We start from the raw sequence: 25,195 nt of genomic DNA on the forward strand, positions 1-25,195 counted from the left end.
CCATGTTAAGGTAATAACCGGCATTGAAACGGCACGTTTCGACGCCAAACAAGGGTCGCTAGCTCAGCGGTAGAGCATTCGGCTTTTAACCGACTGGTCTCGGGTTCGAATCCCGGGCGACCCATTTTTCAATAAGGTACACCTCAAAACAGAAGAGCCCGCGCTGTGCGCGGGCTCTTCTGTTTTGAGGTGCTATTCAATTTGCTGACTGGCGTTAGAAACCTTGATCAGAATCAACCCAGACAGCACAGCCACTGGGATGAGCGCAGTTCGGCATACCCAACGTCACGTAGAACGTACCGTCATAGGGTGCGTACACAACAGGATTGGCGTCCGGCTCAACATCCTGCATGATGAAGTTGCCGTTCGCGTCATAGAGCGAAATATCGAGGTCATAGCAATCGCCATCACACCAGCCGAAGATGTTCTCTCCCGATACGAAGAACCCTTCAACGGTTACGGTTTCGCCGCTATGTAACCAGAGTTCACGGCTTTGGGCTTCAGCCTTCAAGGCGGTGCCCATAACAACAACGGACGTAACGCCAGCAGCGAGAGCAACTGAGCGGATAATATTGTGCATAACCATTACGATACTCTTCCAACGACTGCGTAATTTGAACGAATAAGATGTGATTGATCTAACTAAAGGTAGATTCCCCATCACGCAGACTGAAATCGCGATCACAGAAAAAAGTTTACATTTATTTACAATTCGCTTCGACAATGTCGCTGTTCTGATGGTCAGATAAATGGCTAGCTTAGCAGTGCCTCTAACGCAGATCGAATCCAGCTATCCAGTGCCACGATGGTGCCAAAACGATTTTAGGATTGCAGAATTGGGTGATGATTGATGCCCATAATTTGTATAATTTATACCTATGGCTTGTGCCGTTAGTCAGTTGGCCTTCCCACTCACTGCGGATAACAAAGCGAATCATTAAAAGCGGATGATTAAAGACTGTGAGTTTTAGCAAAATTCTGCAAAATACAGCTGGGCTTTTGTCAAAACAGTTAGTCATACGTTAGAAATTGTCATAATATTAGCTTTATAGGGCAGCTCCCTCTCGCAATGGGATATTTTGAGCTATCTGGATTCAAGCGAATTTAGGTAGCTATCGCTGCTATCAAAGTCGATTAGGAGGACTATCTATGGCGCTTGTACCAATGCGGCTGCTGCTGGATCACGCGGCTCAAGAAGGCTACGGAATTCCAGCTTACAACGTAAACAATATGGAGCAGATCCTCGCGATTATGCAGGCTGCTGACGAGACAGATAGCCCTGTCATTCTGCAAGCTTCTCGGGGTGCTCGTAAATATGCAGGTGAGAACTTCCTGCGCCACCTAGTAATGGCTGCAGTTGAGTCTTATCCTCATATTCCAATTGCCATGCACCAAGATCATGGCAACAGCCCTGCAACTTGCTACTCCGCGATCCGCAACGGCTTCACCAGCGTCATGATGGACGGCTCACTCGAAGCAGATGCTAAAACCCCTGCTAGCTATGAGTACAACGTCAATGTGACCCGTGAGGTTGTGAAGGTTGCTCATGCCATCGGTGTTAGCGTAGAAGGCGAACTCGGCTGCCTGGGTTCTCTGGAAACTGGCCAGGGTGAAGCAGAAGATGGTCACGGTTTCGAAGGTACGCTCAGCAAAGATCAACTGCTGACCGACCCCGATGAAGCGGTTGACTTCGTTGAACAAACTCAAGTTGACGCGCTTGCAGTTGCGATCGGAACCAGCCACGGTGCGTACAAATTTACCCGTAAGCCGACTGGTGAGATTCTGGCTATCAGCCGCATTGAAGAAATCCACAGCCGTCTGCCTAATACCCACTTGGTAATGCACGGTTCCTCCTCCGTTCCTCAGGAATGGTTGGACATGATCAACCAGTATGGTGGTCAGATTCCTGAAACCTACGGTGTACCCGTTGAAGAAATTCAAAAGGGTATCAAGAGCGGCGTTCGCAAGGTCAACATTGATACCGACAACCGCTTGGCAATCACTGCGGCAATTCGGGAAGCTGCGGCTAAAGATCCTAGCAACTTCGATCCTCGTCACTTCATGAAGCCTTCTATCACTTACATGAAGAAGGTTTGTGCTGAGCGCTATGACGCGTTTGGTACTGCTGGTAACGCGAGCAAGATCAAGCAGGCTCCCATCGAGGTTTACGCTGCAAAATATGAAAGCGGTGAACTCGATGCGAAGACTGACAAGCAAGCTGTTAAGGCTTAATTGCTAATCAGCCCTTAGCCGAAAATTAGTCGAAAAAGTATGATGTAAAAGGTTCGGTCTTATTTACATCATACTTTTCGTTATATGTCAAAAATTCAAAAAGAGCTGAGTCGCTTGACGACTCAGCTCTTTTTTGTTTGCCAAATATTCGTCAAATAGAGGATTAATGCCACCTTTAGGGTGATTGAAATAAGTAAATTTTCTTGGACAATCTATTCAGGAGCCATTTCACATAAATCCTCATTCCTTTTTCACAACACGTTGAGCTATAGCGCTTCTTGCGCTAGTAAAGGGAGGTTGTTTTTTGAAGGCCACGCTTCGCGCGGCCTTCAAAACATAACTTGTACCTCAGTAGCCTAGGAAAGGCTATATCAGTTGAACTATCAGGGGTTGTGTTTCAGATGTGGGGGGTTGATATTGGATCGCGGTATGAGATTGTCATGCCTGTAAAAAAGCGATGGATCTAGGGCACTACTTTTAAAATATTGAATAAGACGTTGAATGTTGACATTCTTATACCTTTGAAAACGAGAATTTCAAGTAGTTATTTTGAGACAAGATACGGCCATATTTGTACTAGCAAGGATGTTTGATAATACGGGTTAAGTTTTGTGCAGGCACAGAAGGGGAAAATATTAATTGTTGATGACAATCCCGGCAATCTCGATTTTTTACACGAATTGCTGAATTTAGATGGCTATGATGTCGTTGAAGCCAATAATGGTGAGGTAGCTTTACAGATTGTTCAGCAAGAGCCGCTAGATCTTGTTTTGTTAGATATTTTGATGCCAGTTCTAGATGGTTATGAAGTCTGTAAACGCTTAAAGGCCAATCCTGAAACTCGGGATTTACCCATAATTTTTGTGAGCGCGTTGGCGGGTGAATCGGAGAAGGCACAGGGATTTGAGGTTGGGGCAGCAGACTACATTACTAAGCCAATTCCACCAATGGAAATGCTGGCTCGGATCAACAATCAGTTACGTCTATATCGCCTGCAGCAGCAATTGGAGTCCCAAAATATTAAGCTACAGGCCGAAATTAGGAATCGGATTTGCGTTGAAGAAACGTTGCGACAGCAGGCTGAGCGTGATCGGCTGCTTGCTGTGATTTCACAACGTATAGCGGTGTGCAGATTGATTAAGCACAGTAGCACCCGTGGGTGAACCAGTGACGCACATCTTCTAAGGTGATCAGAGAAAGCCCCTGAGCGATCGCCTCATGCAAGGCTTGCGGAGTTCGTGCCTCAACGGCTCTCAAATACCCTTTCAACTTTGACCACAGGTTTTCAATCGGATTGAAATCTGGGGAATAAGGAGCCAGATAAATCACTCGTGCCCCCACGGCCTCAATGGCTTGCCTGACGCCGTCCACTTTATGGGCAGGCAAATTATCCATCACCACGACCGCTCCCGGCCATAGGAGTGGACAGAGAAGCGTTTCGATGAACCACAAAAACACATCGCCTGTCGTGCCACCCGTAAAGCTGAGGCCCTCAAGGAACCCAGCCTTGAGGCTCATGGCACCGAGGATCGTGAGGTTTTTGCCACGGCCTTTCGGTTGCTGGGCATAGGCCCGTTGACCTCGTTGAGCGCGCGCATACAGCAACACCATGGCCAAGTTAACTCCCGTTTCGTCAAGAAACACCAAATCTTCGACGGCTACATTCCGAATGCTTTGCCAGTAGTCATAGCGTTGCTGCTGTTTTGCTTCGCTATAGACCTCACTGGCCTTGAGACTTTTTTTTTCGCGTGATGCCCAGTTTGCTGAGGGTGCGACTGATGGTGCTACCGCTCACCTGGATGCCGGTTCGGGCGGCTAAGCGCTCAGCCAGTTGGGCCAACGTGGCATCATTATCCGCTTCTACTAGCTCCCGTAACACCTCATGGTGACTGGCTTGAAGCGTGGGTTGAGGACCGCCGACATAGGGTTTGGGGGCGATGCTTCCGGTAGCTCGATACTGTTTCACAAGCAGACGGACGCTATCTTGACTCACTTGAAAGCGCTTGGCTAATTGTCGAATGGATCCTTCACCTTGCTCGTAAAGGGTGACGATACGGTGACGTAAATCAGCGGAGTGGGGACGCATAGGCATGACCAAAGCAGTACAAACGAGCGTACTGCATAATTTTGCAAACCGCTATATTCATCAGTCTCTCAATTTGAATGAAACGCTAGAAACAGCTGTCACAGAAATTCGGCAGTTGCTGAATGTTGACCGAACGCTAGTTTGCCAAACGTCTGAGGATCGAGAAAGCTGTAGGGTGATTGCAGAATCGGTTCGTTCTGCTGAGTACTCTATTCTCGGTCGCCAGTTTCAGGATGCTTATCTTAAGCAAATCCAGTGGGAGTGCTGGGCGGTTGACGATACAAACTCAGAGAATGTAAATCCAAGCTATACGGCGCTACTGCGCAATTTGCATGTACGGGCAAATTTAGTGGTGCCGATTATGCAGGGTGAATCGATGTGGGGATTACTGGCGGCTCAAAATTGCCAGTCGGCTCACCAGTGGCGAGCGTGGGAACAAGATTTGCTCAAACAGCTAGCGGATCAGTTGATGATTGCGATTCAGCAATCGGAACTGTATGGTCAAGTGCAGCGGTTTAGTGCGCAGTTGGAGCAGCAAGTGAAGGGCCGGACGGCAGAATTAGAGCTGGCGTTTGAATTTGAGGCGACCCTCAAGCGGATTACGGATAAAGTGCGGGACAGCTTGGATGAAGGTCAGATTTTACAGGCTGCGGTTGAAGAATTAGCGAAAGGATTGCGGATTGACTGTTGCAATGCGGCCCTGTTCGATTTGGAAGAGGGAACGTCAACCATTTATTACGAATACACAACGTCAATTGCACCGTCACAAGGTCGGGTTTCGCAGATCAGTGATTTTCCAGAGCTGTATGAGCCGCTGTTGCGTGGTGAGTATCTTCAGTTTTGTTCGCTGGCAACTCGTCCAGGTCAGGGTCGGTTAGCGATGCTGTGCTGTCCGATTCAGGATGCAAATCGAGTGTTGGGAGATTTGTGGCTCATTCATGATGGCTACCATGCTTACAGTGAACAAGACATTCGTCTGGTGCAGCAGGTGGCGAATCAATGTGCGATCGCACTGCGTCAGGCCAGGCTTTACCAAGCCGCCCAAACAGAAGTGCAGGAGTTAGAGACAATTAATCAGCTCAAGGATGATTTTTTGAGCACGGTTTCCCATGAGCTGCGCACGCCAATGTCCAATATCAAAATGGCGACTCAGATGTTGGAGATTGCTCTGCGGCGAGATGGATTTCTGCAAGAGACGGGTGCTGCTGCGCAGTATTTTCAGATTCTGCGCAAGGAGTGCGATCGCGAAATTAGTTTGATTAACGATTTGCTAGATATCACTCGTCTCAGCAGTGTAGCGGAGCCGATCAATTGGGATCTAATTGACTTGCGCGATCGCATTCCGCGGATCGCTGAGCCGTTTATCGAGCGGATGCGCCAGCATGATCAACAGTTTCAGCTATGTTTGGCTGATGATTTACCGCTTTTGACCACAGAGCCAAACTATTTTGAGCGGATTCTGGGAGAACTGCTCAATAATGCCTGCAAATACACTCCTGCCGGGGCAACGATTGCTATCCAAGTAGCGAGTCAGGCACAAACGGTCACGATCGAGGTGAGCAACTCCGGTACTGAAATTCCAGCCGAAGAATGCGATCGCATTTTTGAAAAGTTTTATCGTGTCCCTAAAAACGACCCGTGGAAGCATGGCGGGACGGGTCTAGGTTTGGCGCTAATCAAGGGCTTAGTTGAGCGACTAGGCGGCACCATTCAGGTTATTAGCCAGCACCAGTTAACAACCTTTACAATCATTTTTCCTCGGCAAGTTGAAGGGTATAGTCATTAGATCTCGCAACGTACTGGGTGCGACAGTTTGCGTCTGCGTAGCGGTCAACTGAGCACAAAGGATACAGAGAACTATAGGGACAGAAAACTACAGGTTGTGACGAGTGGGCCGCTGCGCTAGCTCTGGTAGACGACCGAACAGCCCCACCATGATCCGCAGAGCCAAACGCCGCACAACCGGAATTGTCTTCAACGCCCAAATGCCGCGACGACGCAGCCAAACCAGCGGTAGCCAACAATTCGAAAAGCAGCGATCGAGAAAATCGGTAAACCCTAGGATTAGGTAATTTTCCAGCTTGCGCCAGCGCTGATATCGCTGCAGCACTCGTAAACTGCCGAGATCTTCGCCCTGACGCTGTGCCTGCAGCAGCACTTGGGCCAATGCCGCCGCATCGCGAATTCCCATATTTAAGCCTTGACCGCCAACCGGATGACAGCAATGGGCGGCATCCCCAACCAACGCCAGTCTGGGCTTGGCATATTGCTGGCTTTGCATCAGTTGAACGCGAAACAGCAGCGGGTCGCTGAGCGGAGTTAAGTGCCCCATCTGATCACCGTAGCGCTGCCTCAGTGCAGCCATAAACTGCTCCGGTTCTAGCGCCATCATGCTTTCAGCCTCGGCATGGGGCGCTGTCCAGACGATCTGGCAGCGATTGTTGGGCAACGGCAAAATGGCAAATGGTCCGCTGGGCCAAAACCGCTCATAGGCTGTATTGTGATGAGATTGTGCCGGCTGAAGCAGTACCGTAATGCAGGATTGCCAGTATTTCCAGCCATCTGTATCAATTCCGGCCTGCTGCCGAATCCGCGATCGCGCTCCATCTGCGGCTACTAATAAACGAGTTTGAACCAACCGCACCGCGTCATCCTGTTCAATCTGGAGCGTAACCGCTTGATCCCCATATTCAATCTGATTGAGACGAGCCGGACAGAGATAATCCACTGCATCCGCTTGTTGAATATGCTTTTGCAGCGCCGTCATCAAGACGGAATGTTCAGCTGCATAGTAGATGGCTTCTGTATTTAAGTCTTGAGCCGTAAACTCTACTACTTGCGGATGATCAGCATCAGAAAGCCGGACACCATCGAAGCGGGTGACGTATGGCTCAATGTCTGACCAAATGCCCATCCCCGCAAAAATTCGCGCAGATACTAAGGACAATGCGTAGGCTTGGCGTCGGCTCGCTCCCATCTCTGGTGGCTGCGCCTCAATCACAGCCACTCTTAACCCTGACTGATGCAGCATACAGGCCAGCGTCAATCCGACTACACTGCCGCCGACAATCGTCAGATCATAATTAATTAAAGGCGCTTGGCCTCGTTCAACTCGTGGCGAGGCAAGGCGATCAGAGGTTGGAGCTTGTGGAGTCGCTGGCGGCCAATCCAGGGTCATAAAAACAGCAAACGTTGCGATTCGTCATTAAATATTACTTTTTATTGTGTCGCGATTTGCCTGACCAAGCAAGATTTCACCAAGTTTTCACCGTCTCTTCCACCTCTACACCTTTTCGAAGCCACCAACTCTCGCCTCAGCAAACGCCCTGTTGATTTCCTGAAGCCGTGGATTTGCTGTATTTCGCGCACTCAACCGCCTTTTCCTAGCCTTTATAGTCTTTTAGCACCCCTTACCGTCTTCCCCCCATCTGTCGTCCTTCTCTGTTTTTCCCTGTCTCACACCATATATGCCCCCCTTTCCCAATAAATCTCAAACTTTTTTCCAAATTTAGTGCCCATTTCTGCAATTTATGTGTAATATCGCAGCAGGTAGTGTTGATTGACTTAGCTAACATATAGATGAATGACCCAAATTAAGATGCGTAAGTTGAGGTTGGCCGATCTCAATTTAGGCGTTTGGGTAAGGATGGATGCTTGAGATTCGTTTGAAGTAGTTAAGTTAAACTGACTGATTTGTTTGTTGCGATCGCACATTGCTGACCCTATTGCATCGATTGAGTGCGGAATAGTGCGAAGTAATGAAGTGCAATCGTACCTTGGAGCAAACACGCAGCAGTAGCAACACCAAAACATTATGTGCAGCAAAGCGAAGGCAACAGATGGTACAAGAGAACGGGCCTCATCGTTAAGGCCTGCCGTGGTACGCAGTGTCGTGATTGTGGATTGCGGTTTTTGAATGTTCCAAATCGTTGCAGCGTCGCTTAATTTCAATTCGTTTGCCGCAGATTAATTAGCCTGTAATAGAGCAAACTCATCTCCCAATCGGTTTGATCAATCAGGTTCGATCAGTTAACTGAATAGCTGCTTGCATTCCAGTCACGGGAGTAAGCGCTTGGTGCTAGAGGCAATGGTCACTAGCAAACGGTTTGTGGTGCTATTCCAGAATGGCATTGCAGAACGGGTTTCGATTTTCTTTAAGGTTTGTATCCTTTGTTTCGGGTTGAAAATTCTGACCTAACATTGGGTACCATCATCAGCACCAGTCACCAAAGCCAGTCACTCAAACTCGTTTTGTTGGTTCTGATAACTACTAGGTCTAGCGTTCTATTTAGTTTTCGTGCATCTCTTTCGATTTGCAAAATTCATATATCTCGTATATTGATTACTGCCCCGCGTTACTCAGCAAGCAGACAACGCCGTGAATAGCCTAAAATCTCTGTTCTCAAAAAAATCTAAGGGAGTCGGTATCGAACTCGCTCCCGATCGCATCAACATCGCTCGCGTGCGTCGGCAGGGAGCGAAGTATAAGTTGCTGAACTTCTATACTCAAGAGGTTCCCGAAGGCATCTTTCAAGAAGGTCAGATCATCGACACCATCGCGATGGCTGAAATCCTGCGAGAAGCCCTCGCTGAAAGTAAACTCAAAGTCAAAAATGCGGCCACGGCCATTCCCGGACGAGCAATTACTCGTATTATCCCAGTTCCAGCCGAGCTGGATGACCGGGAGTTACGGGAGATGGTGTTGAACCAGGAAGCCAGTCTTTATCTGCCCTTTCCGCGTGAAGAGGCAGATGTTGATTATCAAAAGCTGGGATTTTTTGAAGACGAGGACGGGATTGAGAAAGTTCAGGTGCTGCTAGTTGCCGTGCGTAAAGAGGTAACAGATACGTATCTCGATACGTTTCAGCAAGCTGGGATTGCGCTTGATGTACTGGAAACCAGCAATTTTGCCTTAATTCGCACGATTCGGGAGCAGCTGCGAAACTTTACGCCTCAAGAAGCTGCTGCCATTGTTGATATCCAGTTCGAAAGCACAGAAATTTCGATTGCGGTTGACGGGATACCACAATTTTCACGGACGGTGCCCATTGGCACTTATCAGGTACAAAGCCAGCTGAATCGAGCCATGAATTTGCCGCCGTCTCGTAATACGGACATGCTGCAAGGGATGACGATTCCAGCCACACCGATGGACAGTGTGGGAACGCCCCAGTTGGGCGGAACGAATCCTGGAACTGCCGCCATGTTGAGGGTATTAGGTGAATTATCGGATGAACTACGGCGCTCCATCGATTTTTATCTCAATCAGGGTGACAACTTGGAAGTGGCTCAACTACTGCTAGCGGGGCCGGGTAGCTCTATCGGACAGCTAGACGAGTTCTTTGCTCAACGGCTCAGCTTACCCACGACTCGCATTGATCCAGTTGAGACACTGGCGCTGGAAACAGATGAGGAAATCTCAGAAGCACAGCGGCCTGGGTTAGCAACAGTGCTGGGACTTGGCGTACGGGAGGCGTAACTTATGTACAACTTAGACATTAACTTTCTGAACGATCGGGAAGAGCGACCGATTCCCGCTGGGGCTGCTGCTGGGGCAGCAACTCCGGCAGGCGATCGCACTCCGATCTTCATTGGGGCCGCAGTTGCGATCGCACTTCTTGCCGCCGTTGGTGGAGCATGGCTCTTCACCAATCAGCAGATTGCTAGCCTAACCCAGCAAAATCAAGATCTAGATAACCAACTTAGCGATTTGCAGGCTCGCCAAGATCGATTAGACGAAGTTCGTCTGCAAACCGCTGCTATCCAGGAGGAAACCCAAGCTCTCACAACCATCTTCAATCAAATCCGCCCTTGGTCTGCCATGCTCCAGGATGTGCGGGAGCGTATTCCAGGTCGAGTTCAGATCAATGAAATCGTCCAAACCACTGGTATTCCACGAGAATCACCCGAAACCGAAGACGGTATTCCCCCCTCTTCCGGTGGTGTTGAGATCATTGGAGTGGCCTGCTCCTTTGATGACATCAATGATTTCATCCTCACCCTACAGCGTTCTCCCTACTTCATTCGTAATGAGACAGAACTTGTTAGTGCCGAACTCGGTGAGGACGACGACAATCAAGTTCCAGGGCGATGCCCTGGTGACCCTACGACGACTCAAGCTGTTCAGCTAGTGAATTACACTATTCAGGCCAACCTAACCGAAGTTCCCGCCTCTGAACTCATTGATGCGTTTGAACGCAGCGGCACAATCGGCCTTATCGCACGGATACGAGCTTTACAGGACATAGGAGCAATTGAACCATGACTGTTTCTGGAGATTTTATTCCTGAAGATACTGGGGTACAGGAAGCCGCTCCAGAGTACCCAACAGCCTTTGGGATTACGCTAACACCAACGGTGATTGGCATTATCTTGGGTCTTTTGGGCTTGGGTGGTGCACTTTACCTATTCCTCAACGTACTGCAACCAGCCTTGCAGCGCCGGGGTGAGTTAGCAGCAGAAGTGCGCTCTAAAGAAGAAGACTTAGCCAATCAAGCAGCGGCTCTTCAAGAAGTAGAAGAAGTAGAAGCTGAATTAGAGGCTGCTCTTGCGGAACGACGCAGCGTTTATGGCTTGTTTTCTTCTGAAGAACAACTCGATACCCTGATCATTGACATCAATCGGCAGATTGTTCCAACCAATGTTGGAGTTGCAGATCTCAGACGTCAACTCATCGATGCTGGATTAGATCCGGAACTAGTCGGGGCGCGTCTGGCACTAGTTGAGCCACTGCCCGATCAGTCCGGTGTAATTACGGCTGAGGACTTAGAGGAAAGTACTTACTATACCGAAGAAGTTATTGGCAAGCTGAGAAGCGAAAAAATCGCTGTTGGAATTCAAGGTGATTTTGCTCAAATTCAGTCAATTATTCGGAACATCGAGCGTTTAGAGCCACTTCTGATTATTCGAGATTTCACGCTTGAGGAGTCGGAGATTAATGAGGAGTTTTCAGATTTCGCTGGCATCAAAATCCTAGATGCTCGGATGGTTCTTGATGCCTTGATACCAACAAGTTCACCCGATGAGTTGCCAGAAGTTGAAACTGAGCCGGCTGAAGGTGAGGAAGGTGAAGACGGTGAAGCCCCAGCAGACGATGAAGCTGAGGGAGGCTAATTATGATTGAGCCACAACAACTACCACAGGGTTTGTTCAACATTATTTGAGCATTATCAGACATTTGTGTAACGAGCTAGCTAGATTGTGAGAGGAGTGAATCGTGAAACAGCATCTTGGATTTGGGAGCATTTTGGCAGGAGCCGCTCTAATAACTATATCGACTGCTCAGCCAGCCCAGGCTGCCCCAACAATTGTGACTGAAATTCGGGTTGAGCAAACGGATGAAGGTGCCGAACTAGTTTTGGAAACTGACGTAGGCGATCGTCCGCAGGTATTTACGATCAACCAGGGCAATAGCCTAACGGCTGACGTGATCAATACTCAGCTCAACCTAGACAGTGGTGAAGCAGGATTCCAGCAGCAAAATCCTGCACCGGGTATTGCAAGCGTTGTGGTTCGCCCTCTCGATGCCAACAGTATCCGAGTCGTTGTGACAGGTGCTGGCACTGTGCCAGTCGGCGAAGTCAGCCAGCGAGATGACGATCAGCTTGTCTTTAGCTTTGCATCTTCTGGTGAGGTTGCTGTTGAGCAACCTACTCCTACTCCAGAAACCACACCAACACCAACTCAACCCTCAGCAGACGCGGGTGAGCAAACAGCTCAAGTACCACCCCAAAATCCGGATGTTTTAGTTCCTAACCCTGAAGTAACCATCAACGGAGTCCCCGTTCCTGCGCCGCAACCTCAAGTTGTGCCACCCTTCTTACCCCGCGCAGTAGCTCCACCTGTGGGTGACATTGCCGTTTCTACGTTTGACACCTCATTTGATGAGATTGATTTGGGAACAGATGTACGAGTTCCTAGGTTAGTTCTGCGAGAAGCTCCGGCTCGTGAGGTTCTCTCTCTACTCGCTCGCGCTGCTGGGCTTAACTTAGCGTTTACTGATGCAACTCCCACCACTGCTGGTGGAGAAGGTGAAGCAGAAGGAGCTGGTGAAGGCCCAGCGATCACTTTGGATATTCAAGATGAGCCTGTTCAAAACGTTTTCAACTATGTGCTTCGGATTACAGGACTGGAAGCGAATCGTACAGGTCGCACCGTTTTTGTAGGACCACAACTGCCTGATGCCGCTCGTGATGTGGCAACTCGAACGCTACGATTGAATCAGGTTACAGCTGATGATGCCGCTAATTTTTTGGCAACTCAAGGCGCGGAATCACGTCAGTCTTTTCAAGAGCGCTCTATTGAAACATTAGGTGAAGGGGCTGCATCCCGAGTTGTTGAGGTTTTGGAGCAACCAGAGATTATCACGGTTAGCATAGATGACGAAAATCGTGGTATCAGTCCCTTGCTACTGGAAGGTTTAGCTGTTGGTGTTGATCGGCGACTGAATGCGGTTACGTTAGTTGGTAGCCCTCGCAAGATCGAAATTGCGAGCAATTTATTAACTCAGCTTGATTTGAGACAGCGGCAAGTTGCGGTCAACGTCAAAATTGTAGATGTCAACTTGTTGAACACAGAGGACTTTAGTACAAGCTTCTCGTTCGGCATTGGAGATACATATTTCTCAGTTGATGGAGGAGCCGCAACAGTGGGCTATGGGGATTACCGTCCACCTACTTCAACGGAATTTAATAACAGTTTGACTGGTCGGCCAACGATTGGTAATCCTTTTATTGAGGGTGTACCCTTCTTAGGAGAAGGCTTCTTCAACCGTGGAGACAATGACATACCGGTTGCGGATCCGTCGCTGGGGCCTGATGGTAGCCCCCTAAGCCCTGGGATCTCGGACTTTGATCCAGGAGAACCAGCGACAACGGAATTTGAAATTGTTCCGACTTCAGTTGATCCTGTGACAGGAGAACCAACCGGATTCACCATTGTTCCAGTTGTGACGCCTGGAGAACCTGATACTTACGAATTCTCGCCACCTAGTTTCTTCCAATACCCACGTAATTTCTTGGCTCGTTTGCAGGCTCAGGTTGTGAGTGGTAATGCTAAAATCCTGACCGATCCGACATTAATCGTGCAGGAAGGGGAGACGGCTTCAGTTGTTTTGGCTGAACAAGTCATTACGAACGTAGTGACAGAACGAACGATCACTGATGGTAATGTTTTTGAAAATGTAGAGCTTGAGCTATCGAATGCAGGTTTGACACTCAATATCATCGTTGACCGGATTGATGATAATGGCTTTATCACCATGCAGGTCAATCCAGAAGTTACCGCACCAACGGCAACAGAAGAGTTTGGAGATGTTGATGTGACGCTGCTTGCACAGCGTATTCTGAATTCTGGTCGGGTTCGGCTGCGAGATGGTCAAACGCTAATTCTTTCAGGCATTATCCAGGATACCGATCGCACAACTGTTTCAAAGGTGCCAATTTTGGGAGACTTGCCGATTATTGGTTCGCTGTTTAGGAGTACCAATAGTGAAAATGAACGTCGGGAAGTGATTGTACTTGTCACACCGCAGATTTTAGATGATACCGATCAATCTGTGTTTGGCTACGGTTACACACCTGGACGCAATGTCCAAGAGATCTTACGAGAGCAATAATCTAAGATTTGAGCTCAATTATTTTTGAATAACCCTGTTGTTTCTCCCTAGATTGAGTCTAATCTAGGGAGTTTTTGGTTGGAATTGGCTAATGTTGAGTTCCATTTGTTGGTCATGCTGCGGATTAGTAGAGTCTGAAAAGACCCATTTAATAAGGGTTTGTGTGCTTTTATCGTGCTAAAACTTGGGGACTTTTACCCAAAAATGCCGAAGTTCGCATAAATTAAAGGTTTCAGCGATCCATATTGGAAGAGTTGCCATTAGAATAGGGCATTGAAACTCCCGTATATCAGAAGTTCTAGCGATTTTGAGTAAAATTTCCTATTTGCTCAAGAAAACTTGAATCGATTTTGGGAATTTGTAGTGCAAAACTTTTAGGAGATTCACATGAATAAAGGCGAATTAGTGGATGCAGTTGCAAGCAAAGCTGAAGTGACCAAAAAGCAAGCAGATGCAGTTATCACTGCGACTGTTGAGGCGATTATGGATGCTGTGTCCAGTGGCCAAAAGGTGACGCTGGTTGGTTTTGGTTCTTTTGAACCTCGGGAACGGAAAGCTCGTGAGGGCCGCAACCCGAAGACGGGCGACAAGATGGAAATTCCTGCGACCACGGTGCCTGCTTTTTCTGCTGGCAAGCTGTTCAAGGAAAAAGTAGCCGAAAAGTAATTGGCTGTAATGGTTGGTTAAAGCCTTGGAGCAAACTGAACCTATCCGTCCAGCCCATGGGGGGAATTTAGCTTGGGCCGCTGAGGCGGCTGGCTGTCCCCCCGAGGCTATTCTTGATTTCTCGGCCAATATTAATCCGCTAGGTTTACCGTCCTCTGCGATCGCAGCTATCCGATCCCATTTGGGCGATATTGTTCGATACCCAGATCCGGGTTATGGGAAACTGCGGCGCAGATTGGCGGATTTCCATCATTTATCCCCCGACTGGGTTCTGCCGGGTAACGGTGCGGCTGAGTTGTTGACTTGGGCCTGCCGGGAACTGGTAGATCGAGAAGGAGCCATTGTACCGCAGCCGGCTTTTGGTGACTACAAACGATCGCTAAAGGCGGCGGGGGCAACGATCATCAGCAGCACGCTAGCGATGAACTCGCTGGTGCAGACTGCTGATTTCAGCATTGAGTTAACTACTAATTCTGCTCTGGCGCGATCGCAACCGGGTCAGTTAGACGAGATTTGGCTAGATGCGATCGCACATGCTCTGCAAACTGCAGGGCTGAATTCGCGTAGCTGTGGATTAATTCTTAACTCACCGCATAATCCCACCGGATATTTGCTGCATCGAGACACGATTGGTCAGTCTCTGGAGCAGTTTGGTGTGGTGATTGTGGATGAGGCGTTTATGGATTTTGTCCGACCAGAGCATCAACAGAGTGTAGATCAATGGGTTACGCGCTATTCGAATTTGGTCATTTTGCGATCGCTAACCAAGTTTTACAGCTTACCGGGACTGCGAATTGGCTATGCGATCTCACATCCCGATCGGCTACGTCGTTGGCAAGCGTGGCGTGATCCGTGGCCGGTTAATGCCTTAGCTGAAGCGGCTGCGATCGCCGTTTTGGTTGATCAGGATTTCCAGCAGCAAACTTGGGATTGGCTCGACCAAGCGCGATCGCAGTTATTCAACGCTTTATCCCAACAATCGGGACTCACACCTTTGCCGAGCGCCGCCAATTTTCTGCTAGTTCAGGCACAGCAATCAGCTACGCAATTGCAAGAGCAATTGCTGAAGCAGTCGCAGATTTTGATTCGCGACTGTATTAGCTATCCGGTTTTGGGCGATGCTTATTTCCGGGTGGCGGTGCGGACTGAGGTGGAGAACCAAAGGTTAATCAATGCGATCGCACAAGCGCAAACTATGGGCTAACTTTTCATAGAGTTACATCCTTGCCCCTTGCCGTATGATACCGAATCATTTTTTGTAAAAGTCAGGCTGCGTTTGACTTTTACAAAAAATAAAGACTGGTTTTGATGAGCAGATTTCGGATGAGAACTTGATGTGATGTAGCCATAGTCATACTGTTTAGGACGTTTTTGTGGCGCGGCGAAGCTGCGCCACAAAAATGCCCGTGTCCTAGCAGAGCGACTACAGCTATAAACCGTGGTGTAAGCATGAGAGCCTCCGCAGTTTGTGCGGAGGCTCTCATATCACCTAATGGCTGATTCTGTTAAATCGCTGATTCTAAGTCACTGGGGGAGAGTTGATTCAGCGTCCACGAGTCGAGCGGTACTTTGAGTTTGCGGATAGGTGATTTCTTCAACGCTGCCCGGTTCTCCAAGCGGTTCTGCATCTCCATTGTTATACGCCACCATCACTCCGCCCGCATTGCCAGCCCGTAGCGTTAGTTCTTCCTTGGCTGTCCATGTGCGCTCATCACCAGCTTGCAGGACACCTTCAAATTCAGTTGTGCCATCCACGGTAATACGCATCCACGATTGAGCCGTCAGCTTCACTTCCACTCGAATTGGCCCAGATACAGTAGACTCATCTGGCTGGTCTGAATTTTCCGCGTCAGTTGCTGTTGCTGCTGGCTGCTCTCCGTTGCTGTTGGTAGCTGTATTTTCAACCTCGCTGGTCTGAGGTGCTGGGTCTGGAATGACTTCAGCCGGAGCAGTGGTTGGACTACTGGAATTATTAGCAACCGTTGGAGACTCAACCTGACGGAGGAAATGGGATAATCCACCAACTGCCAGCGCAATTACCACAATATAGAGCAGATACAAATGCAGCGGTCGGAGCTGCGCCGCTGGAAGCTCCTTCCAAGATGGCTTCATGCTGTGGCTTGTCCCCTCTACTGGCAGCACATCCACAATTCCTTGGCCATCTAATCCCAAAGCCTCTGCGTAACGTTTAACAAATCCCCGAACATATACCATTTCGGGTAGCTGTTCAATATCAGCAGCTTCAATGGCATAGAGTAAGCGGCGCTGAATCAAGGTTTTTGTCGATAGCTGTTCAATAGACAACCCCTGCGTTTCGCGAGTTTCGCGAAGCTTGGCAGCAATTTCCTTGAACTGTTCGACTTGAATATCCTGAAGATGTGCGCGATCGCTCTTCATCGGTTAAAAATCCCTTGTGAAAGAGTAGGAACAACACGTCAGAGTTAACGTTAACAATCGGTATTAAAAATCAATATAGGGTGGAATCCCTCATTTCGTCGATGAAATTGTGTCAGAAGGGTGGGGCTGTAGAAGCGCAATCCGCTGTAACGCTTGAACTTCCGCAGATTCCAGACGACGAAACTGCCCCGACGGCAAATCGTCTAGCTCCAGCGAACCAATGGCTACCCGATGAAGCTGGATCACCGGATGTCCTAATATGTCGCCAACACGCCGAATCTGACGCTTGCGTCCTTCCTGCAGAACAATCTTGAGTTGGGTTGAGGTCGGTGTCCGATTTATAACGCTCACCGTAGCAGGTTGTGTTTGACGACCATCGAGCAATACTCCCCGTCGCCAGCGGTTTAACTCCGCATCAGCGGGATGTCCTTCGACTGTGACCCAATATGTTTTCGGCACGTGATGACGAGGATGAGTCAACGCAAAGGTTAGCTCTCCATCATTTGTTAACAGCAATGCGCCGGTCGAATTGGCATCTAAACGGCCCACGGGATGTATGCCCTGTCCCTGCTGATAGGGGGCTGGCAGCAAGTCAATAACCGTTTGACGATGCTGGGGATCATCGCAGGTGGTCACGATATTAAGCGGTTTATTCAGCAGGAGATAAATCCGGTCTGGACGATTATGGGGGCGAATTTGCTGGCCGTCAACTAAAATTCTATCAATTGCAGGATCGGCTTTTTGGCCCAAGAGCGCAGGTTGGCCATTCAATGTCACCCGTCCTGCCTGGATCATCGCTTCGGCCTGACGGCGAGAAGCCACTCCCCAATGAGATAGGATTTTCTGAAGTCGTTCAGCCATAGCTCAATTGAATGGAACTACCCAAATATTACAGGATTGTCCCTTAAGGCTGATCGATTGGGTTTAGTTTTGACGGGTCTAACTGAGGCTGCCCTTGGGCGGATGGATTAGGGTAGGGCAAGAAGATCTGTAGCCAGGCTCCGCCCGTTTCAGGATGATTACTAGCAACGACATAGCCGCCATGCGCTTCAACAATTTGGCGAACGATCGAAAGCCCTAAACCCGTACCAGCATTGGTTTGAATTGTATCAGTGATGGCCGATGATTCAGGTTGTGAGCTGGGAATACCGTCATATTCAAGATGGCGTGCCCGCGAGGTTTCAGCACGATAAAATCGCTCAAATACATAGGGTAGATCGGCTGATTGGAAGCCAGAACCCATATCAATGACTTCTAAAGCCACAAAGAATGGAGCTGAGGATGGCGATGAACGCAGGAGGGAATTTGACTTCGTGATTGAACTCGGTGGGGACGGTAGATCCGAAAGCGCAATTTGATGTAGCCGAATTTGGATGATGCTGCGGGGAGGGCTGTACTTGATGGCATTGTCGATCAGATTGATCAGCACGCGAAAAAAACGATGTTCATCAATGCGAATGCGCAGCAGTTGAGGGCCATCGTAATTGAGCTGGAGCTGTTTTTTACTGGATAGCGGATCGAGGTTGAGCCAAGCACGGTGGATTAAATCGGGCAAGTTGACCAAATTTTGATTTAGGGCTTGAGTGGCAGGTCGTTCAATTTTGCTGAGGTCTAGCAAGTCCTGTACGAGGTTGCTCAAACGCATCGTTTCGCTCAGTAGGCGATCGATCCAGCTGACTAAGGGAGAATCTAGCCGCGCTTTGAGGGTTTCGGCGATCAGGCGAATCGAGGTCAGCGGCGTTTTGAGTTCATGGGCAACATCGGATGTCCAGCGATCGCGCTGTTGAGTCAGCAGGTAGGCTTCTTGTCGATCTTCAATAAAAACGCCAATGTGCTGTTGCAACAGGGGAATGCCGTGGCCTCTGACTGGATAGGACGGCTGCCGGGAAATAGTGGCTGGATCGGCGGAAACGTGGTGCATTAGCCAGTCTTGCTGACATAGAGTCTGGGTGCGACGGGTTTGATCAATCAGCCGATCTAGTTCGTAGGAGCGCACAACTTCTAGGAGGAGGCGTGGCCCCTCAGAGGCGCTAAAGGAAGGAGCTAAAGGTGCGATCGCATCTGGTGCAACGTCAGATGCCGCTTCAGGTGTGGCTTCGAGCGGATCAATCCCTAACATTTGGCAGGCTTGCCCATTCGCAAACGTGAGGCGATTTTCCTCATCCACCTGAAGATAGCCCACCGGAGCTAAGCGAAGAACCTGCCGCGTCGCTTCAAGCTGTTGATCAATCTTGCGATACTGTTGGCGCTGCAAATCTAGCGAGATCGAGAGCTGTGAGGCTACAGAAAGTGGGATGCCCTCATCTGCCCGTACTTCACGCAGCAATTGACGCAAACGACGATTGAGTCGAATGTATCTCAATCCGAAGATTAAAAAGCCAACCAATAGCCCAAGAAGAAACCACAGAACTTGCACGGTATCAAACACTCAAATCCAGGGCATGACTGTGGATTTATCATAGCAATCTGCTAGAGAATTCCGTGATTTAAATCTACCCAAAGCGGTAGCCAAAGCCGCGTACTGTTTTGAGATACTTGGGATTGCTGGGATCGTCTTCGATTTTCTCGCGCAGCCAGCGAATGTGGACATCTACGGTTTTACTATCGCCCATAAAATCGGGTTCCCAAATGCGCTCAATTAGCTGATCGCGAGACCAAACTCGGCGAGGACTGCCCATAAAGAGTTCAAGCATCTTGAATTCTTTGGGAGATAAATTAATATCCTGGTCGCGTACCGTGACGCGGCATTCGCTGGGGTAGAGGGCGATATCGTCAAAGCGAATGGTACTATCCGTGCTGGGAGGTTGGGAGCCACGGGAGCGACGGAGCAGAGCACGGCAGCGAGCGATGAGTTCACGCATGCCGAATGGCTTGGTCAAATAATCATCTGCACCGACTTCTAGGCCAACAACCCGATCTGTCTCTGTGCCTTTGGCGCTGAGCACTAAAATGGGGACATTATTTTCCTGGTGGCGCAGGAGGCGACACAGATCCAGCCCGTTAACGTGGGGCAACATGAGGTCAAGCACAACCAGATCAAAAGACTGCGCTTCATGGGCCTGAGCATCTTGCAGCTCCGTCATGATTTCCAAAGCTCGCCGCCCATCTTCTGCCGTGATAACATCGTATCCTTCATCAGTCAGAGCCAAGGCAACGGTATCGCGGATAATTTCTTCATCCTCAACCACCAGAATTCGGCCCAATCCAACCTGGGCTTTAGCCCGAGAATTTTCTAATGTCAACATAATTGAATGCGATGTGTAGTGACGGCTCGATAACTTGACCCGAAAGCATATCCAGGCCGATCTTACCAAAGTAAGCCAGGTCTGTTACATCCTCATTTTATTGGTCTATTGGTTAAGGTAGAAATTAAGTTTAGGTGAGCTTGGGAAGTACAGTTACGATTTCGCTACAGGTCTCAATGAATGAACCTGTGATGTGTTACGACAAAGGCGTTGTCAGTTCCCAGTTAATGCCAGCGATGTGCCGAGTATGAGCGATCGCGATTTCATTATTTTGATGGTCTATTTAACCTGCATTGTGCTGGTTTTTTTCCGTGCCATCGATTCGCTCAAGGATCAGGTCACTATTCGCTTAGATCGTAAGGCTCTACAGGCTGAACTGGAGCGGAATGATTTAATTGATTTAATTGCGATTGACTTTAAGTTTCGCCCGTTTTATGGGTTTGAGCCGCTAAATGCGCTGGCCATTGCGATGCGAAACTTGTCGCATACTGTCCCGCTCTATATCGATTGGGACTATTGTGCTGTCACTGATTTGAAGCGGCAAACTAAACGGGTTGTGCGGCTGCCAGCGGGTATGCCGATTGATTTGTCTCAATCGCAGGTGCCGAGCATTGTGCATCCCAAACAGACGCTGCAGGAAATGATCACGGCGGAAAATACGTTTCAGCGCGATCCGCAGGCTAGCGGCAATGCGCTGATCAACAAAGTGCCACTGGTCAATCTTGCGATCGCAAAAAATCTCTCCCGCTACGAACAGCTTACCTTTTCTCTCCAGCTCTTGCTGCATCAACCCCAATCTGCCCGCTATCCTGAACCGAGCTACCGCTATTTGGTTAACTGTACGTTTATCATTGAACGCGTTCATTGGACACAGCGGGTTCCGGTTGCTCGATTTGTCCAAAATTTGCTGCAAAACATCCTGCCCGAAACACCTAAAGGGGCCGGTATTCAGTTTTCGTTTCAATCGCTTCTTTGGTTCTTGATCCTGACTCTAGTTGTTTTGGTGCTGGGCTGGTTCATGAACAGCTAAGCCCTCACCGCTAAACTGGTAGGTAGTTCTCAAAATTCATTACCTGGATATATTCCTGGACAACCTGGATATTCTCACCAACTACCAATGTCTGAGCCTGCTATTTTGGGGAGCATTCTTAGCCTCGACGACGCGATCGCAGATTAACAGAACCTACTAGACCTATCTCACCATTTACTCATCTCATGAATGATCCACAAACGCAGCTTTTACTTGAACAGCTTAAGAGTGCCGACTCAGAGGTTCGCGATCGCGCTACAGAACAGCTGTGGGAACTGTGGTTTCAGCAGAAGGGAATGTATGGCTACCAGCAGCTGATGCGGGCCCAAATGCTGATGGAGGCCAGGCGACTCACGGAAGCCGAGCAGGTGTTGACGGAAGTGGTACGCGACCAGCCCGATTTTGCTGAAGCCTGGAATCGGCGAGCCGTGCTCTATTACATTCAGCGTCGCTATCGGGTTGCGATCGCAGATTGCCTAAAAGTCATTGATCTGGTGCCCATCCATTTTGGGGCACTACACGGTCTGGGGCTGTGTTATGCCGCACTGGGCGAATACAAGCTAGCGATTGATGCCTTTCACCAGGCGCTTGAAGTACAGCCTTACAACTTAGAAAATCAGCGCATGATTCTAGAATGCAGCGCCAAGCTGAGTTAAGGCGAAGTGAAACATCGACTGCATCTTCACGATTGCGTCTTCACGAGCGACGCCAACGGTAAACACCATATGCAGCCACGGAGGCAAGCCCCATCCATATACCTGGTTCAGGCACAGGTCGGCTCGGTGGCGCTAAAACGAGTTGGCCGTATAACAGGGATTGATTACTGCTGCCTTCTTGAGAAATGAAACCGTCTTCGTAAGCACCCGTGACTGGATCTTGAAATCCCAAAAGCTCAAGAATATAGGCTTGACCATCGATCGTAATGGTGTCTGAAGACGTTAGGCTTGTCCAAGAAATCCGATCCGGGCAGGGTGGAATGCCAATATAGGGACACTCTTCAACTGTCCCATTGGGTGTTTCTTCGATGCTAAAAACGAATTCAAACGCGTTGGATTGACTAATGTCGCCCAGGATTAGGCTAAGCGTTAGATCAACAGCACTAACGGCTGTGCCGGTGATGACGGGCATATTGAAGTGGGTCAGCTGACCCACCCGAAATGCCTCCTCCGTTTCAATTTCAATGTTTTGATTGCCGAGAAAACTGAGCCCACTTTGGCCTAGTTGTTCAAACCTGGCTTCTCCCCAGAAAATTTGGCTAGCCCCATCTTGCTCGACGTAGAGAATATCGGTGCCGTCTTGCGGATCTGACCAGGTACCTGACACTGACGTGAGCGTGATGGCCTCTGCTGCAAATGAGCCACCTAATCCCGTTAGACTCGCCGCAATAGAGGCTGCAATAGATAAAGTCCCCAGAATGCTAGAAACGCCAGAAGTAGAATGTTTCTTAAGATAGTTGACCATATCTAACGCACCATAGTCTTTAATCAATAGCAAAAATAAAATAGATAGTTTTTGATGGCTAAGCTGATGGCTAATAACACAGCAAAACCGAGCGTCTAAGTGGATTGACTGTGAAGAAATTATTAATCAGCTAACTGCGGCTAAATACTGGCTTCGTGACTCAACATTCTTGTTAGCACTCTTTCAGCACTCTTACAGTGGGCTTATCGATGCGAAAATGCATGGTTCGACGCAACCGCTAGCAAAAGCCTAATGTTTCAGTATTAACGCTGACTAGAAAAAAGCAGCATCTTTAAGAGAATCAAATAAACCAACCAACCTTTTTCAAAATTTGAATAACCTCTCGGTTCATTGGGAACCAGAATATTGATGTTGAAGTCACAAATAGCGCAGACTGCATTCAAATGCAGACCAGAACTCTATTCACCCTTCTCTAAACAATGAACTGACTTGATGACTTCAATATTCTTCGTCTCATATTTAAAGATTAAGTGAATATCCCAGTACTGTCGCACCATAGGTGTTGGTTTTTACGTCGGTAATTCCGTCCCATTTTCATATGTCATAACCCTAAAAGAGTTATAAGAGCTGCGTTGATGAAGCCATCTTCAACTCTTATAAAGCCTTTACAAATTGCATAAGACTTCGGTACTAAAGCCTTAGAAAAAGCCTAATTGGGCCATTAATCACGTCTAAAGCGAATAAATGCTGAAAATATATTGCTTGCATAGGCGAATCAGTCTATTGCGAGTTCGTTTTTGAACTAGTTCAACATTAGACTTAATGAATGAATTCGCATCTATCAAAAGGGTTGTCCCAAGGGCAGAAAAGCGATGTAGCTTCCGCCAATTTATCTGACAAGAAAATAACTCAAATCGCGTTGATGCAAGGGTTATAACTTACTGATTTTATTTTTTGGCAAACTATTTGCGAATACATTAGTCGGTCAAAAAATGCTTGCTCCCGCTTAAAGATGATGTTGCGATCGCAAATCGTTAGTACATCACTAGCGAATTAGCTATGGCAGTTTTGTGACGTTGCGGCTAATCAAGCTTGAGTAATTGGTAAATCTCGGGATCGGGTCAAGTTCCTTCTAGCTCGTCTTCGAGCTGATCCTCCGATGCTGTCCAGGTTGCAACATCTCGTAAAACGCTGGGAATTTCTGTCTCGTAGGGAAATTCCAAGGTGGTTTCTGAATAACCGAGATATCCTGACTCCGTGAAGTGCATTAACATGCGACCCAGCGCAATCCAAACTTCTGATTCAAACTCCCAATCTTCATCGAATCTGGCGCGTCCGGCAATGGACTGTAGCGCCCAGAAAAACGTGTTGCGAACGACTGAGCCCTTCTTCTTGTACTGAGGCACATCGTCTTGATGTAGATAAATGACCTCATTCTCAAGTCTTGCTCTCATGGATATTAGATTCTGTACGGCATTAGCGGTTTGTCAACGTTGTTTGGGTAGTTTTTTGATGGTTGATATGTCGCGTTTTGCGCGACATATCAACCATCAAAACTGATTTGACACAGCACTAGATAGCCTTCTAGCACATTAAGTCCACTTTCATCACAGTAACAGCTTGACCGCTGAGGCAAACGCGATCGCGCTCTTTGCTACCTGCATCACATCTGACTTTCACAAGACCACCCCGGCTAGAAACCTGATAGCCCAGCATTTCATCCTTGCCCAACTTGGCTCGCCAGTAGGGAGCGAGACAGCAGTGTGCCGAACCCGTTACGGGATCTTCGTTGATGCCATACGCGGGTGCAAAAAAGCGGGAGACAAAGTCGTAGTCTTTGCCCGCTTCCGCCTGACTGGTGACAATTACGCCATGCACAGGCAACGTTTTCAGCAAGCCAAAATCTGGCCGTAGCGCTTTGACTTCTGTTTCGGAGCGAACTTCAACCAGTAGATAATCATTCCGGTTTTTGCCAACGTAGACCACGCTGATGCCACCTAGGGCTTTAATCAATTCAGGCAAAACGCGATATTCCGTTGCTGGCTGGGCGGGAAAATTTAGCTCTATCCAGTCGTTTTTGAGCGTTGCTGTCAATAAGCCACTGCGGGTCTGAAACCGAGCCGTTTGATCCGTCGGTAAATGGCCCTCTGTCCATAGCGTGTGGGCACTGGCTAAGGTAGCGTGACCACACAAATCCACTTCGGTGGCAGGCGTAAACCAGCGCAAACTAAACCCGTCTGCCAAGGGCCAAAGAAAAGCGGTTTCAGACAAATTCATCTCAAGTGCGATCGCTTGCATCAGCGATTCATCCAGCGGTTCAGATTGAACACAGACAGCAGCGGGATTACCCGCAAATGGCTGATTCGTGAACGCATCGACCTGAGTGATTTTTAATCCCATAATCTGCCTTTGATTGCATGAATTTGTTGATACACCCTTTTATGGGCGGGTTTAGCCGATACATTGTCAGGTTTAATCGATCACCTAACACCAAAACCCGC

The 25,195-nt window shown here is 48.6% G+C and carries 21 protein-coding genes, 1 tRNA gene and 1 pseudogene; 12 read left to right on the plus strand and 11 right to left on the minus strand.

What is annotated here, in order from left to right:
• The first annotated feature begins 52 nt into the window (after nt 1-52).
• Nucleotides 53-124 (plus strand) — tRNA-Lys (locus AC286M_RS29605).
• Between the two features lie 90 nt (nt 125-214).
• Here the strand turns inward: AC286M_RS29605 and AC286M_RS29610 are convergent.
• A complete protein-coding gene (locus tag AC286M_RS29610; RefSeq protein ID WP_488207804.1) occupies nt 215-586 on the minus strand; it encodes a hypothetical protein in 372 nt (123 codons plus the stop codon).
• Between the two features lie 563 nt (nt 587-1,149).
• Between AC286M_RS29610 and fba the strand changes: the two genes are divergently transcribed.
• Nucleotides 1,150-2,232: a class II fructose-bisphosphate aldolase gene (gene fba / locus AC286M_RS29615; RefSeq protein ID WP_488207805.1), complete on the plus strand. Its 1,083-nt coding sequence runs from the start codon at nt 1,150-1,152 to the stop codon at nt 2,230-2,232.
• 611 nt (nt 2,233-2,843) lie between these two features.
• Nucleotides 2,844-3,395 carry a response regulator gene (locus AC286M_RS29620; protein ID WP_488207806.1) on the plus strand — a complete coding sequence of 184 codons (552 nt, stop codon included), beginning with the start codon at nt 2,844-2,846 and terminating at the stop codon, nt 3,393-3,395.
• Here AC286M_RS29620 and AC286M_RS29625 read toward each other — a convergent pair.
• Nucleotides 3,370-3,930 (minus strand): annotated as a pseudogene (locus AC286M_RS29625) (IS630 family transposase); the annotation flags it as partial. The gene AC286M_RS29620 and the pseudogene AC286M_RS29625 sit on opposite strands and share 26 nt — an antisense overlap.
• Nucleotides 3,931-3,952: 22 nt before the next feature.
• Entirely contained in the window at nt 3,953-4,324 is a 372-nt protein-coding gene (locus AC286M_RS29630) for a helix-turn-helix domain-containing protein (protein ID WP_488202941.1), read from the minus strand.
• Here AC286M_RS29630 and AC286M_RS29635 point away from each other — a divergent pair.
• Nucleotides 4,323-6,104: a sensor histidine kinase gene (locus AC286M_RS29635; RefSeq protein ID WP_488207807.1), complete on the plus strand. Its 1,782-nt coding sequence runs from the start codon at nt 4,323-4,325 to the stop codon at nt 6,102-6,104. The genes AC286M_RS29630 and AC286M_RS29635 overlap by 2 nt on opposite strands.
• Nucleotides 6,105-6,191: 87 nt before the next feature.
• Here the strand turns inward: AC286M_RS29635 and AC286M_RS29640 are convergent, their stop codons facing one another.
• A complete protein-coding gene (locus tag AC286M_RS29640) occupies nt 6,192-7,496 on the minus strand; it encodes an FAD-dependent hydroxylase (protein WP_488207808.1) in 1,305 nt (434 codons plus the stop codon).
• A 1,200-nt stretch (nt 7,497-8,696) separates the two neighbouring features.
• On the opposite strand from AC286M_RS29640, the gene pilM reads away from it, so the two are divergent.
• The 6 genes from pilM to cobD all read left to right on the plus strand — a co-directional run bounded on the left by pilM (nt 8,697) and on the right by cobD (nt 15,804).
• Nucleotides 8,697-9,797: a type IV pilus assembly protein PilM gene (pilM, locus tag AC286M_RS29645; protein ID WP_488207809.1), complete on the plus strand. Its 1,101-nt coding sequence runs from the start codon at nt 8,697-8,699 to the stop codon at nt 9,795-9,797.
• Nucleotides 9,798-9,800: 3 nt separating this feature from the next.
• The gene (locus AC286M_RS29650; RefSeq protein WP_488207810.1) at nt 9,801-10,583 is read left to right on the plus strand and encodes a PilN domain-containing protein; all 783 of its coding nucleotides are present in this window, start codon (nt 9,801-9,803) and stop codon (nt 10,581-10,583) included.
• Nucleotides 10,580-11,431 (plus strand): hypothetical protein, encoded by an 852-nt coding sequence (locus AC286M_RS29655; RefSeq protein ID WP_488207811.1) that lies wholly within the window; start codon nt 10,580-10,582, stop codon nt 11,429-11,431. The genes AC286M_RS29650 and AC286M_RS29655 overlap by 4 nt, the downstream gene beginning before the upstream one ends.
• A 103-nt stretch (nt 11,432-11,534) precedes the next feature.
• Nucleotides 11,535-13,934 (plus strand): secretin GspD/PilQ domain-containing protein, encoded by a 2,400-nt coding sequence (locus tag AC286M_RS29660; RefSeq protein WP_488207812.1) that lies wholly within the window; start codon nt 11,535-11,537, stop codon nt 13,932-13,934.
• A gap of 387 nt (nt 13,935-14,321) precedes the next feature.
• Nucleotides 14,322-14,600: an HU family DNA-binding protein gene (locus AC286M_RS29665; RefSeq protein WP_488207813.1), complete on the plus strand. Its 279-nt coding sequence runs from the start codon at nt 14,322-14,324 to the stop codon at nt 14,598-14,600.
• A gap of 13 nt (nt 14,601-14,613) precedes the next feature.
• Nucleotides 14,614-15,804: a threonine-phosphate decarboxylase CobD gene (cobD, locus tag AC286M_RS29670; RefSeq protein WP_488207814.1), complete on the plus strand. Its 1,191-nt coding sequence runs from the start codon at nt 14,614-14,616 to the stop codon at nt 15,802-15,804.
• A gap of 320 nt (nt 15,805-16,124) precedes the next feature.
• On the opposite strand, the gene AC286M_RS29675 is transcribed toward cobD, so the two are convergent.
• The 4 genes from AC286M_RS29675 to AC286M_RS29690 all read right to left on the minus strand — a co-directional run bounded on the left by AC286M_RS29675 (nt 16,125) and on the right by AC286M_RS29690 (nt 20,242).
• Complete coding sequence (locus tag AC286M_RS29675) at nt 16,125-16,997, minus strand: helix-turn-helix domain-containing protein (RefSeq protein ID WP_488207815.1); 873 nt, start codon at nt 16,995-16,997, stop codon at nt 16,125-16,127.
• Nucleotides 16,998-17,087: 90 nt separating this feature from the next.
• Nucleotides 17,088-17,858 carry a pseudouridine synthase gene (locus AC286M_RS29680; protein ID WP_488207816.1) on the minus strand — a complete coding sequence of 257 codons (771 nt, stop codon included), beginning with the start codon at nt 17,856-17,858 and terminating at the stop codon, nt 17,088-17,090.
• A 43-nt stretch (nt 17,859-17,901) separates the two neighbouring features.
• The gene (locus AC286M_RS29685) at nt 17,902-19,359 is read right to left on the minus strand and encodes a sensor histidine kinase (protein WP_488207817.1); all 1,458 of its coding nucleotides are present in this window, start codon (nt 19,357-19,359) and stop codon (nt 17,902-17,904) included.
• 130 nt (nt 19,360-19,489) lie between these two features.
• Complete coding sequence (locus AC286M_RS29690) at nt 19,490-20,242, minus strand: response regulator transcription factor (RefSeq protein WP_488207818.1); 753 nt, start codon at nt 20,240-20,242, stop codon at nt 19,490-19,492.
• Between the two features lie 247 nt (nt 20,243-20,489).
• On the opposite strand from AC286M_RS29690, the gene AC286M_RS29695 reads away from it, so the two are divergent.
• Both AC286M_RS29695 and AC286M_RS29700 read left to right on the plus strand, forming a co-directional pair.
• Nucleotides 20,490-21,272 carry a hypothetical protein gene (locus AC286M_RS29695; RefSeq protein ID WP_488207819.1) on the plus strand — a complete coding sequence of 261 codons (783 nt, stop codon included), beginning with the start codon at nt 20,490-20,492 and terminating at the stop codon, nt 21,270-21,272.
• A 185-nt stretch (nt 21,273-21,457) separates the two neighbouring features.
• Nucleotides 21,458-21,928, plus strand: a complete 471-nt coding sequence (locus AC286M_RS29700) for a tetratricopeptide repeat protein (RefSeq protein WP_488207820.1) — start codon at nt 21,458-21,460, stop codon at nt 21,926-21,928.
• A 40-nt stretch (nt 21,929-21,968) separates the two neighbouring features.
• Here the strand turns inward: AC286M_RS29700 and AC286M_RS29705 are convergent, their stop codons facing one another.
• From AC286M_RS29705 to AC286M_RS29715, 3 genes are all read right to left on the minus strand, one after another.
• A complete protein-coding gene (locus AC286M_RS29705; protein ID WP_488207821.1) occupies nt 21,969-22,733 on the minus strand; it encodes a THxN family PEP-CTERM protein in 765 nt (254 codons plus the stop codon).
• Nucleotides 22,734-23,815: 1,082 nt separating this feature from the next.
• Nucleotides 23,816-24,148 (minus strand): hypothetical protein, encoded by a 333-nt coding sequence (locus AC286M_RS29710; RefSeq protein WP_488207822.1) that lies wholly within the window; start codon nt 24,146-24,148, stop codon nt 23,816-23,818.
• 130 nt (nt 24,149-24,278) lie between these two features.
• Nucleotides 24,279-25,094, minus strand: coding sequence for a PhzF family protein (locus AC286M_RS29715; RefSeq protein ID WP_488207823.1), 816 nt, complete (start codon nt 25,092-25,094; stop codon nt 24,279-24,281).
• Nucleotides 25,095-25,195 lie beyond the last annotated feature (101 nt).

This window comes from Thainema salinarum CENA647 (assembly GCF_057732415.1).